General features: G+C 71.4%; 13 protein-coding genes. 9 read left to right on the top strand and 4 right to left on the bottom strand.

Annotated elements, in window-relative coordinates; translation table 11 throughout:
- Positions 1-28: 28 nt before the first annotated feature.
- A complete protein-coding gene (locus tag ABZU25_RS11805) occupies positions 29-976 on the bottom strand; it encodes a GNAT family N-acetyltransferase (RefSeq protein ID WP_355029303.1) in 948 nt (315 codons plus the stop codon).
- A complete protein-coding gene (locus ABZU25_RS11810; RefSeq protein ID WP_355029304.1) occupies positions 973-1,584 on the bottom strand; it encodes a dihydrofolate reductase family protein in 612 nt (203 codons plus the stop codon). The genes ABZU25_RS11805 and ABZU25_RS11810 overlap by 4 nt, the downstream gene beginning before the upstream one ends.
- A gap of 138 nt (positions 1,585-1,722) precedes the next feature.
- Between ABZU25_RS11810 and ABZU25_RS11815 the strand changes: the two genes are divergently transcribed.
- Both ABZU25_RS11815 and ABZU25_RS11820 read left to right on the top strand, forming a co-directional pair.
- Positions 1,723-2,604 carry a LysR family transcriptional regulator gene (locus ABZU25_RS11815; RefSeq protein ID WP_355029305.1) on the top strand — a complete coding sequence of 294 codons (882 nt, stop codon included), beginning with the start codon at positions 1,723-1,725 and terminating at the stop codon, positions 2,602-2,604.
- Positions 2,605-2,636: 32 nt separating this feature from the next.
- Positions 2,637-2,903: a hypothetical protein gene (locus tag ABZU25_RS11820; RefSeq protein ID WP_355029306.1), complete on the top strand. Its 267-nt coding sequence runs from the start codon at positions 2,637-2,639 to the stop codon at positions 2,901-2,903.
- Between the two features lie 111 nt (positions 2,904-3,014).
- Here ABZU25_RS11820 and ABZU25_RS11825 read toward each other — a convergent pair whose 3' ends face one another.
- Positions 3,015-4,178, bottom strand: coding sequence for a low temperature requirement protein A (locus ABZU25_RS11825; protein WP_355029307.1), 1,164 nt, complete (start codon positions 4,176-4,178; stop codon positions 3,015-3,017).
- Between the two features lie 191 nt (positions 4,179-4,369).
- Here ABZU25_RS11825 and ABZU25_RS11830 point away from each other — a divergent pair, with 191 nt between their 5' ends.
- Positions 4,370-4,834, top strand: a complete 465-nt coding sequence (locus tag ABZU25_RS11830; protein ID WP_355029308.1) for a hypothetical protein — start codon at positions 4,370-4,372, stop codon at positions 4,832-4,834.
- A 175-nt stretch (positions 4,835-5,009) separates the two neighbouring features.
- On the top strand, positions 5,010-5,639 hold the full coding sequence (locus ABZU25_RS11835) for a phosphatase PAP2 family protein (RefSeq protein WP_355029309.1): 630 nt from the start codon (positions 5,010-5,012) through the stop codon (positions 5,637-5,639).
- 8 nt (positions 5,640-5,647) lie between these two features.
- Here ABZU25_RS11835 and ABZU25_RS11840 read toward each other — a convergent pair whose 3' ends face one another.
- Positions 5,648-6,319, bottom strand: coding sequence for an A24 family peptidase (locus ABZU25_RS11840; protein ID WP_355029319.1), 672 nt, complete (start codon positions 6,317-6,319; stop codon positions 5,648-5,650).
- A gap of 803 nt (positions 6,320-7,122) precedes the next feature.
- Here ABZU25_RS11840 and ABZU25_RS11845 point away from each other — a divergent pair.
- The 5 genes from ABZU25_RS11845 to ABZU25_RS11865 all read left to right on the top strand — a co-directional run.
- Positions 7,123-7,689, top strand: a complete 567-nt coding sequence (locus ABZU25_RS11845; RefSeq protein ID WP_355029310.1) for a hypothetical protein — start codon at positions 7,123-7,125, stop codon at positions 7,687-7,689.
- An 86-nt stretch (positions 7,690-7,775) separates the two neighbouring features.
- The gene (locus ABZU25_RS11850) at positions 7,776-8,651 is read left to right on the top strand and encodes a hypothetical protein (RefSeq protein WP_355029320.1); all 876 of its coding nucleotides are present in this window, start codon (positions 7,776-7,778) and stop codon (positions 8,649-8,651) included.
- A complete protein-coding gene (locus ABZU25_RS11855) occupies positions 8,648-9,307 on the top strand; it encodes an SAF domain-containing protein (RefSeq protein ID WP_355029311.1) in 660 nt (219 codons plus the stop codon). The genes ABZU25_RS11850 and ABZU25_RS11855 overlap by 4 nt, the downstream gene beginning before the upstream one ends.
- Positions 9,308-9,309: 2 nt before the next feature.
- Positions 9,310-10,110 (top strand): ParA family protein, encoded by an 801-nt coding sequence (locus tag ABZU25_RS11860; RefSeq protein ID WP_355029312.1) that lies wholly within the window; start codon positions 9,310-9,312, stop codon positions 10,108-10,110.
- The coding region (locus ABZU25_RS11865) for an ATPase, T2SS/T4P/T4SS family (protein ID WP_355029313.1) at positions 10,100-11,276 on the top strand (1,177 nt) is incomplete at its 3' end. The genes ABZU25_RS11860 and ABZU25_RS11865, both read left to right, overlap by 11 nt.

Consider the following 11,276-nt stretch of genomic DNA (forward strand, 5'->3'; position numbering starts at 1 on the left):
AAATGGGCTTCACCGCAGTGGCCGCTGGTCATTGCCAGGCCATGTTGATGGCCCGCTCGAAGTTGACGTAGCCGGCGCGGGTGAACGCAGCTGCCATGGGCACGTTGCCCAGGTCGGTGGCGGCGCGAATGCGCTGCACGTTCTCCTCGGCCAGGACTCGGGTGCCCTCGGCGAGGAGGCCGTCGACGTAACCGTGGCCCCGGTGCTCCGGAACGACGCCGAGGTAGGCGATCACCGGGTGGTAGGCGTTGCGGGCCGGGACGACGAACCCGACGGGCTCGCCGTTCTCGCCCAACGTGCCGATCCGCCACCACTCACGAGGGCTGGAGTACGTGGCGAGTTCCTGCTCGTAGTGCTTGAGCGCGGCCTCGTGGGGCGACATCTGTGCCAGGTCGGTACGGCTGTGTGCGTCCAGGGTCCCGTCCAGTGCGCGGGTCATCAGCGCGACCAACTCGTCGGTGTCCAGGGCCGGGCGGAAGGCCAGTCGCTGGTCGGGCGTGGGCAGGCCAGCCGCGGGACGCCACTCCAGGCGTAGGCGTTCGACTGTCAGTCGTGCGCCGGTGCTCTCGAGGACGCCCATCCTGGTACGCACCGCCCGGTACGTGTCCGGGTTCTCGCGCCAGTCCGCCGGGATGAAGCGGCCGTATTCAGGAGGGACCGCGCCGGGTGCCAGGACCTGCTTCGCGGCCGTCTCGTACAGCGCCTGCGCCACCTCGGTCAGATCCTCGGCGGTGTCGTCGACGTCGAGGATGTCCAGCAGCAGCGGAGTGCTGTCGCCGCCGCGGCCCCACCAGGCGACCCTGGCCAGCAGGCGGTTGCCGCGCAGGGCCACCCACATCCACTCCGGTCGGCGGCGCTTGTCGGCGAGATCGTCGTCGAGCTCGTGATTGATGGTGTACGGCAGGCGGTTGAACAGGGCGATCTCGTCCGGTCCGGTGATGGGACGGATCGTGACGGTGTCGGGGGTTGTGCTCATGCGGACTCGTTTCCGGTCTGTGTGCGCGTGTAGGTGAGGAAGAGAGCGCCACTGCCCAGGACGGTGTGGTCGGTCAGGCGCCAGGTGCGTGGTGCGAAGACGGCGTCGCGGCCGAAGAGCGGGATGCCGGCGCCAATGGTCAGCGGGGCAAGCTTGATGATCAGCTTGTCGATTTCGGGGTAGAGGGCACCGGCCAGCGCGCCGCCGCCGATCACCCAGACGTCCTTGCCGTCGTGCCGCTTGAGCTCTCGTACGGTGGCGACGGGGTCGGTGGCCATGACCTCGACGGCCGGGTCCGGACCGACGCCCAGCGTGCGGGAGAACACCAGGTGGCGCAGGTGCGGGTACGCGTCGGTCACGCCGGCCCGCAGACCCACCTCGTAGGAGTGGCGCCCCTCCAGGACGGTGTCGAACCGGCTGCCCTCGTCGGTGATGCCGAACGCCTGCCGGGCCGGACCGGGGAGGGTCTCCGGATATTCGCCGACGAGGTGGTGCAGGTAGTCGTCCGGGAGGGGCCAGAAGCCGTCGGGGCCGGTGGGATCGGCGCCGTCGGGACCGGCGATGAAGCCGTCCACTGTGGCGGCGACGTAGTACACGAGCTTGCGCACGAGCATCTCCTTGGCTGAGGTGCCGGCTGCTGTTCCTCGCTCCGACGCAGATCAGCGTGCGCGGCGACAGCCCCGTCCACAAGATCACATCTGGTAGCGTGCCATAACCTCTCGCTAATTCACGGAACGGGATCAGCTGTGGAGCTTCGGGACATCGAAATCTTCCTCACCCTGGCGAAGGAGCTGCATTTCACCCGCACCGCTGAGCGACTGCACGTGACCCAGGCGCGGGTCAGCCAGGCCATCAAGAAGCAGGAACGGCGGATCGGCGCCGCCCTGTTCGAGCGGAACAACCGACGGGTGGCACTGACACCGATCGGTAAACGGCTCTTCGACGACATTCAGCCCATGTACCGGGGCCTGTGCGAGGGGATGGACCGGGCCAGGCTCGCCGCCCGCGGCAAGACCGGTGTGCTGCGGGTCGGGTCGATCGCCGTCAACCTGCACGATTTCCGCGAGTTGTTCGACGCGTTCGCGCAGGGTCACCCGGAGTGCGAGGTGCAGCTTCGGCATGTCGACTTCGGCGACCCCTTCGGTCAGCTGCGCGCCGGTGACATCGACGTGCAGATCGTGTGGTTGCCCGTCAGGGAGCCGGACCTCACCGTCGGCCCGGTCATCTACACCGAACCCATAGTGCTCGCCGTCGGGGCAAGCCATCGGCTGGCCGGCCGGGCGTCGGTCTCCTACGAAGACCTGGCGGACGAGACGGTCATGGGCGGAGCCCGGCCAGACTACTGGCGGGAGATCCTGGTGCCCGTCCGCACACCCAGCGGACGGTTGATCCCGATCGGCCCGTCGGTCTCCAACTTTCAGGAGATGATCCCGATCCTCGTCACTGGCGAAGCCGTCTCACCGGTCCACGCCCAGGCCGCCCGCTACTACGCGCGGCCGGACATCGCCTACGTGCCCATTTCTGACGCCCCGCCGGGCCGGTGGGGGCTGATCTGGCGTACCGGTGGCGAGACCGAACTCATCAGGTCGTTCGCCAGCGCCGCACACCACCTCAACTCCATCGGGTAGCCCGGCTGGCACACCCCTGCCGCGTGGTACGAATGCCGCAGAGCGCGCACAACCCACAGGACGGGCGAGCCGATGACGACGAGCACGGGCGCTCCCGCTTCGAGTACGTGGTCTTCAGCCGGGTGTCCCGGGACCGGCCGATCGGGCTGTTCGCCCTGGCCGCCCTGACGCCGTTGATGCTCCTCGTACCGCCGATCGTGGCCGCCCTCGCCGCCGCCGCGGTCCTGGCCGGGGTCGCCATCTCGGACGCCGCCCGTACGCGAGGACGCCCACCTGAGCCGCCGTCGCCGCCCGGATAGCCGGCCGAGACCACGCCGGACCACATTTCCGTCACCGTCCCCAGGCGTTGGGTGACCGTCCGGTTGAACCGCCGCACGGCGGCGATGAGGGCGGAGTCCATCCGCCTGACCTCAGTCGGGATTCCTGATGCGGTGGTAGGAGCGGATGCCGGAGTGGTCCAGGACGACCACCGTGAGCACCACAACGGTGGCGACCGCGCTGACCGCCAGCAGCGGCAGCCGCAGGACGGCCGCGCCGACGGCCAGCACGAGCAGGGCCACCACCCGCGGCCAGGAGAGCCGTCGGTGGATCGCCAGCGAGAAGAGGATCCGCCCGACGAGGAACACCATCGGACCGCCCAGGATGACGACGGCCGCGGTCAGGTCGGCCGCCCTGGTGGGGTGGGCGATGCTCAGCTCCGCCCCGACGGCGGTGACCACCAACCCGGCGATCATCACGAGGTGCAGGTAGCCGGTGACGACGCCGAGCCAGGACGGGTCGGCGCGCTCGATGGCCGGACCCAGGCGCTGACCGGCGGGCGTCACGTAGAGCAGACCGATCAGCACGGCGGCGGCGAAGACCAGCAGGAAGGCCACCGTCTGCGGGAGGTCGAGGCGGGTGCCGGAGTACGAGAGGCCGGCGACCAGGACGAGTTCACCCAGCGCGATGATCATGATCTGCTGGTACCGCTCGGCGAAGTGTTCACCGGCGAGGTGCAGCTCCTGCCTGTTCGTCCGTCCGAGCCGTGGGGTGGGCCAGCCGAGGCGTGGGCCGGTGAAGTCGAGCGCGAGGGCGAACAGCCAGAGCGACACCCGCCACTCCGGCAGGAGCCCGCCGACCAGCCACGGCACGGCGGAGACGCAGAACCAGCAGAGGATCCGCACCGCCCTCTTCTGTCGGGGGTGACCGCGCAGCGCGAACGCTGTCACCCCGCCCCGGGCGACATGCACCGCGACGTACGCGCCGGCGAAGAGCAGACCCCGCCCGTCCAACGCCTGCGGTATCGCCACCCCGGCCAGCAGGCTGCCCAGCGCGGCACCGGCCAGCAGCCATCGAACCCACGGGCTCTCCGGGTCGTACCAGTCGGCGAACCAGGTGGTGGTCACCCAGATCCACCACACCGCGGCCAACAGCAGGGCGGTACGCAGCGCGCCGACCACTGTGAGGTCGTGCAGCAGATGCCCCGCGAGCTGGCTGAGGGCGAGCACGAACGCCAGGTCGAAGAAGAGTTCCAGGAACGAGGCGCTCAGCGGTGAGTCATCGCCCCGCAGCAGCCGTTCGGGCCTGCTCGCCATCGGCGCTCCTCCCGGTGGCCCGCACGCCCTGCCTCCGTCGTACCACCGAAGGCCGGCCACCGGAGGTGGAAACGGGTCAACGGCGGACCCCCGCGACGACGACCCGCCGACCCCTCGTGTCGTTGATCCGGCAGCGCCCAAGGTCGTCGCTGACCACGGTGGGGGCACCGACTCAACGAGGGGGGACGACGATGACCGCTCAGCGGGAGACCGTGCAGGTCGACCACGACCTGTTCCGCGCCGTGTACGACTCGCCCGCGGCACTGCCCGGCCGACACCGCTGGACCACCCCGGAGTCGGACGTCCGGCGGCTGGAGAAGCTGCTCGGCATGCCGGCGCGCAGCATCGGCGCCCCGCTCTGGGTCAGCGGCGACGACCCCGACTGCCCGAAGTGCGGTCGACGGGTCACCTGGTATGACATCGTCTCGTCGGCACTCTCCGGCCTGCACGACAAGGCCATGATCGCCACCGTCATCCTCGGTGAGCGCAAGTACGTCAACACCGAGACCCCGGCAGCCATCGCGGGTGTGCGCTGCGCCGACTGCCACACCGCGATCGACGGCCTGCGCAGCTTCAAATGCCACAACTGGGCGTACGCGTTCGAGGCGCTGGAGGCCGTCCGCGAGCGAATGGCCGGCCGTCCCGGGCCGACCTGAACCGGGCGGGCGGACCCGAGCCGCGCGGACCGGCCAGCACCCCCTGCGGGGCCGCCGACGAATCCTGGACGAAGGTCAGGAAGCCCGACCGACCTTCGACTGCTCCGCTGCGCTCTGCCGTGTTCCTAGGGTGTCCCCAAGGTGAACAGGGTATGAACGTGATGTGAGGTGATGCATGGCCGCCAACGGCAGCATGGACGTTCCGGAGATCAGCGCTGAGTGGTACCGCGACGTCGTCGACGCCGCCGCCAGCAGCCCAGAGCCGGTGCAGTGGTTCGTCGGGCACGCCACCGAGGGAGTGATCCTGCTCCTCGGCGCGCTGCTGGTGATGGCCGCGCTGACCCGCCGGTCCGGCGGTCCGCACGACCGGGCCCTCGCCCTGATCGCGCCCGTGCCGGCCCTCCTGGCGTACGCCGGCAGCGAATGGATCAAGACCGTGGTGGACGAGGATCGCCCCTGTCGGACGGTCGGCCGGGCGATCATCGCGGGCACCTGCCCACCCCCGGGTGACTGGTCATTCCCCAGCAACCACTCCACCCTGGCCGGCGCGCTGGCGGTGACCACGCTCCTGCTCTCCCGCCGACTCGGCCTGGTCGCGCTGCCACTGGCCGCGCTGGGCGCCTTCTCCCGGGTCTTCGTGGGCGTGCACTACCCGCACGACGTGATCGCAGGTGTGCTGTTCGGCGCGCTGGTCGCCGTGGTGGCGACCCCGCTACTCGCCCGTCCGGCCGCCGAGGCGTTACGCCGTCGTGCCGACCGCGCCGACCGCCCGGTCCCAAAACTGGCAGGCCGCACCCGCCACTGAGCGGGCGGTCAGCCGGCCAGCAGGAACGCGCCCGCGGTGCCGAGCAGCAGAAACGGGCCGAACGGCAGGTGCGTGCTCCATCGGGCCCGACGCGCGGCCAGCAGGCCCACACTCACCAGCGCGGACAGCCCGAAGGCCAGCAGCAGCCCGAGGAGCAGCACCGGCCAGCCGTACCAGCCGAGCAGTGCTCCCACACCGAGCGCCAGCTTGGCGTCACCCAGCCCGAAGCCGCGGCGGCCCAGCAGCAACGTGGTGGTGGCGAAGAACAGCGCCAACCCTGTGCCGCTGATGACTGCCGTCAACCAGCGCCCCGGCTCGCCGCCGAGGACGGCAACGCCGAGCAGTAACCACGTCCCGGCCGCCGCTGGCAGGGTGAGCCGATCCGGCAACCGGTGCACGGCCAGGTCGACGAAGACCGCCGGGATCGTCCAGCCGAGCCACCAGGCCAGCGCCGGCAGCACACCGCCCGACGGACCGACAAGCGCCAGCAGCAGCACCGCGGTGAGCCCGGCCAACTCGACGGTGCCCGGCGGTGGGCCGACAGGTGCGCGGCAGCTCCCGCACCGGGCCGCCGGGCCCAGCGCGGGCCAGGGTCGGGTCAGGCCGATCGGCGCGCCGCAGGCGTCGCAGCCGGTCCGGTCCGGCAGGCCCGGAGGTACGGCGTAGCGCAGCGCGGCCATCCGCAGCAGCGGGCTGACCGCGAGGAACGCGAACACGGTCGGAACCCGGACGCGAGCCACGCCCGTGGCGAGCGCCGCCGTTGGTTCGCGACGCCCGGAGGGCACCGGCGGGCCGGTGGGCCCGGTCGTGCCACCGGACGACGGGGGTGCCGGGCTCCGATCGGGTGGGTCTTCCCGACCGGGGACGGCCGCAGGGGGGCCGGTCAGCGCCATGTCACAGCCATTGCGCCCCGGTGGTCCCCCACAGCGGTGAACACGGACCGTGACGGAGCGATCGCTACGGTGTAGCGGATGGCGCAGAAAGCGACCTGCCCGCCCGACCACCGGACGGTGCCTTCGACCGGATCGGGGCCGGGCGCTTCGGTGGGCGCGGCAGGTCGTCGATCGGTCGACAACCCCGCCGGGATGCCGGGATGAGGCGGCGATGTCCCACTCCCAGGGCCGGCGACGAGACCCCGTCGGGCCGATCCGGCCCGACGACAACCGGCCACCGACGATCGCTCGCTCCGCCATCGCGTGGGATGCGGCGCGGACACCCGCCACCACCACCTCTCATCACTCAGGGTATTCGCTTGAATTGCCTCTGTTGCATCGGCGAGCGTCAGCCTATGCTCGCCCCTTGGGTGTGACGCAACCCTCACCTTCACCACCCGACGACACAGGACATTGCATTTGTAGAAGATCCGTAACGGTGAATGCAGAAGCGTAATGATCGGCTCCGGATGTGCTGATCCGGGCGCGCTTCCGCATGCCCTGCGGCGGTGATCCGTCACCCCGCCGGGCGACCACGAGGAGGCTCGACGGTGCGCGGACGGCAGCTCAGACGAGCGGCAATCTGCCTGCTCGCGGTCGTGGCGGCGGTGCCGGTCACCGCCTGCGCCAACGGGCGGGAGGCCGTCGAAAGGCCGACGGCAGCCCAGGACGACGGACAACACCCAGCTCCCGACGTCGAACGGCGCGCTGCCGAAAAGGCGGCACTCGACGCGTACTCCGGTTATCTGGCGGCCTCCCGGACGGCGAGTGGGCGCAGTGACCCGCGCGCGCCGGAACTGTCCCGATTTCTCGCTGATCCACTTCTGACCCGGGTGCAATTGTCCATTCGCGACGCTAAGGAGCACGGTGCTGTGCGTACCGGGACGTTGAAGTCCGACCCGACCGTGACCGCCGTCAGCCTGGACGCGAACCCCGCCACCGTCGAGATCCAGGACTGCCTGGACCTGACCGGCTACCGGTTGATCTACGCCAAGAACAAGCGCGTCGTCCCGGGCAGTGGGGGCGGCAGGCACCTCTCCACCGCCACGGCGACCCGATATCCCGACGGCCGCTGGCTGATCAACTCAGGCGCGTTGCACCGGGAGCAGCCGTGCTGACCCGGGCCGGAGGGCACGCTCCGGCGCGTACCCCCCGGGCCTCGACAGCTCGGCGGGCAGTCGCCGGGATCGGGCTCGCGCTCCTCCTGGTGGCCGGCACCACCCTGCCGGCCGCCGCCGCTCGGCGCGCCGATCCGGGGGCCAGCTGCCCGCCCGACCAGCCCGACTGCAGCGTCTGGGACGACGAACCCGGCAACCCTGGCGGCCCCGGCGGCGGCGGAGACAACGGCGGCGGTGACGATGATGACGGCGGTGGCGGTGGTGGCGGCGTCTGCCGCTGGGAGGGCCGGACCGTCCCCTGCTACGACGACCTCAAGGGCTGGTTCAACAGCGGCGACGGCTGCTACTACGAGCTGGCCGAGCCGCAGGACGAGGCGCCCGAGGGTCAGCAGTGGTACGTGCAGACCTGCAACGGCGGCGACGACGTCGGCAACATCACAGTGGTGCTGCGGGAACCGCCGCCCGGCTTCGGCGCGCCGCCCAACCCGGAGGAGTTGGCCCGCCGTGCTCTGGCGACGATCACGCTGAAGCCCGCGCCGCTGGCGGTCGCACCCCGAAAGGACAACGGACCCGGCCTGGTCGGCCTGCCGGTGTGGATGTGGTCCAAGCAGGCCCCCGAGTACTTCGGCCCGATCCCCGCCGAGGAGACCGATCGGGACGTGACCGTCCGCATCACAGCGGCGGTCGACCAGATCGTCTGGGACATGGGCAACGGCGATCACGTGCCCTGCCCCGACGCCGGCACCCCGTACGACGCGACGAACGAGGACCTGGCCGGCCGCACCTCCCCGGACTGCGGCTACGACAAGGGCTACCAGAAGGCCGGCACCTACGACATCACCGCCACCACGCACTGGAAGGTGACCTGGAACGGCGGTGGCCAGAGCGGAGAGATCCTGGTGACTCGGGACAGCGGCACCGTGCGGATCCGGATCAACGAACTCCAGGTGGTGACCCGATGAGCCTCGCGACGCGCAACGGAACCGGGTCGGTGGACGCACCGGTCAACCCGCCCAAGGTGGTCCGGCAACGTCGGGTCCGCCCAGGGTTGCTCGGTCTCGCCGTACTCCTCATCGCCCTGGGTGGGCTGGGCGCGGCGTTCGCGGTCACCTCGGTCCGGGCCACCGGCAGCTATCTCGCGGTCGCCCGGCCGGTGGAGGTGGGCCGGGAGGTCACTGCCGCCGACCTGATCACCGTGCAGGTCGCCGGCGGTCAGGGGCTGCGCCCGGTGCCCGCCGGCCGGCTCGACGAGGTGGTCGGCAAACGGGCCGCTGTGACGCTGGTCCCGGGCACCCTGCTCACCCTGGGGCAGATCACCGACAATCCGCTGCTCGGCCCCGACCAGCAGCAGATCGCGCTCGGCCTGAAGACCGCCCAGGTGCCGGCTCGTCAACTGCACCCCGGGGACAAGGTCCTGCTGGTGAGCACCCCGGATCGCAGCAACACCGGGGACCCGGCCGCCGCCGGCACCAGATTCCCGGCGACCGTGATCGACATGGTCAGCCCGGCCAACGACGACAAGGTGCTGTACCTGGCGCTGCCCACCCGGGACGTACCCGCGGTGGTGGCCCTCACCGCGCAGGCGCGCATCGCCGTCGTGCTGACCGAAGCGGCCTGAGCATGGCGATCATCGCGCTGGTGTCCGCGAAGGGTTCGCCCGGCGTCACGACCTCCGCGCTGGCCTGCACGCTGGCCTGGCATCGACGGCTGGTGCTCGCCGAGTGCGACCCGGCCGGCGGCTCGATCCTCGCCGGCTACCTCGGCGGCCAGTTGGACGGCCCCCGCGGCATCGGCGAACTGGCCGTCGGGGAGCTGCGCGACGGCAACCTGGAGACCGCGTTCTGGTCGCAACTGGTCGACCTGGACGCACCCCGTCGGGAACGACTGCTGCTGCCCGGGCTCGTCGACCCGGCCCAGGGTGGCAGCGTCACCCCGCTCTGGCAGCGGTTCGCCGACTACTTCAACGCCCTCGACCGCGGCACCCCCGGCTACGACGTCCTTGTCGACTGCGGCCGGTTGCACGTGACCGGGCCACCGTGGCCGGTGCTGCGGGCGGCCTCGGTGGTGCTGCTGGTGAGCCGGGCGCAGCTGCCGGACCTCTCCGGCACCCGCGCCGCGGTCACCGCGATCGAACGGGACTTCGCCGAGCACCGGGTGCCACCCGGCACCCTGCGGCTGCTGCTGGTCGGCGGCGGACACGGGCGAGCCGAGATCAGCCGCGCCCTGAAACTGCCGGTCATCGCACGGCTGCCACACGATCCGCGTACCGCCGGGGTGCTCGCCCTGGGCGGGACCGTCCGGACCGGACGGCCGCTGATGCGCGCGGCCGCCGCGTTGGAGGTGCCGGTCGGCGCGCTCCTGGAGCGGCGGCAGGCCCGGCTGGCGTGGCCCGTGCAGCAGGAGGTCCCGGATGCGGTTTGAGCCGGTCTCCACGGATCCTCGCCAACAGCCGCCGAGCGCGACCTCCACCGAGCCGCCACTGGCCGTGCCGAACGGCCGGCACCACCAGTCCATGCCGATGCCGCAGCCGGTGCCCGCCGCCACACCGCCGCCGGCCTCGGCGCCGCGACCCCGGATGGACTTCCAGGTGGTCCGGGAGCTACGCCGGGAACTCACCGAACGGCTCACCCTGTGGCAGCGCGGCCGGGAGTTCACAGTCGACGAAGAGGACACCGAGCGGGCCCGGCTGGCCGTCACTGTGGTCGCCGAGTACGCGGACTTCGTCCGCCGGGCCGGCACCCCGATGGCTGCCGGCGAGGAGCGTCTGCTGCTCGACCAGGTGACCGCCGAGCTGGTGGGGCTCGGTCGGCTACAGACGCTGCTTGTCGACGACACCATCGAGGAGGTGCACATCCTCGGCTGCGACCAGGTACGCATCACCCGGCACGGCGGTGGGGTGGACTGGGCCGAACCGATCGCCGACAGCGACGCCGAACTGGTGGAGATCCTCCAGGCGGCGGCCCGCCGGGCGGGCGCGACCGAGCGGTCGCTGTCCACGGTGAAGCCCACCCTCGACCTGCAACTGCCCGACGGCAGCCGGCTGGCGGCGGTGTTCCTGGTCAGCCACCGCCCGTACGCGGTGATCCGCAAGCACAACACCCTGGACGTGAGCCTCGACGACATCGCCGGCGCCCGGGGTGACCTCGACGAGATGATCGACCCGCTGCTGCGCGACTTCCTGCGCGCGGCGATGCGCGCCGGGTTGAACATCATGGTCGCCGGGTTGGCCGGTGCCGGCAAGACCACGATCATCCGGGCGTTGATGAACGAGATCCCGCCCGACGAGCCGTACGTGCTGCTGGAGGAGAGCCGCGAACTGCTGCCGGCCCGCCGCCGGGAGCGGCACCGGGCGGTGATGAGCTTCGAGGCCCGGGAGGGGCACGGCGAGCGCGGCTTCGACGGGCGTCCGGCCGGTGAGGTGACCATCGCCGACCTGATCCCGCTGTCGCTGCGGATGGGCGTGTTGCGGATCATCGTGGGTGAGGTGCGGTCCCGGGAGATCGTGCCGATGCTCCAGGCGATGACCACCAGCCGGGGCTCGATGTGCACCATCCACGCCCGCACGGCCTCCGGGGTGGGCGAACGGA

The organism is Micromonospora sp. NPDC005215, assembly GCF_040607915.1.
Classification (GTDB): Bacteria; Actinomycetota; Actinomycetes; order Mycobacteriales; family Micromonosporaceae; genus Micromonospora.

Coding starts and splice junctions, on each gene's coding strand:
- ABZU25_RS11805 (WP_355029303.1), bottom strand. CDS start 976: ATGAGCACAACCCCCGACACCGTCACGATCCGTCCCATCACCGGACCG.
- ABZU25_RS11820 (WP_355029306.1), top strand. CDS start 2,637: ATGCCGCAGAGCGCGCACAACCCACAGGACGGGCGAGCCGATGACGAC.
- ABZU25_RS11825 (WP_355029307.1), bottom strand. CDS start 4,178: ATGGCGAGCAGGCCCGAACGGCTGCTGCGGGGCGATGACTCACCGCTG.
- ABZU25_RS11830 (WP_355029308.1), top strand. CDS start 4,370: ATGACCGCTCAGCGGGAGACCGTGCAGGTCGACCACGACCTGTTCCGC.
- ABZU25_RS11835 (WP_355029309.1), top strand. CDS start 5,010: ATGGCCGCCAACGGCAGCATGGACGTTCCGGAGATCAGCGCTGAGTGG.
- ABZU25_RS11840 (WP_355029319.1), bottom strand. CDS start 6,319: ATGGCCGCGCTGCGCTACGCCGTACCTCCGGGCCTGCCGGACCGGACC.
- ABZU25_RS11855 (WP_355029311.1), top strand. CDS start 8,648: ATGAGCCTCGCGACGCGCAACGGAACCGGGTCGGTGGACGCACCGGTC.
- ABZU25_RS11860 (WP_355029312.1), top strand. CDS start 9,310: ATGGCGATCATCGCGCTGGTGTCCGCGAAGGGTTCGCCCGGCGTCACG.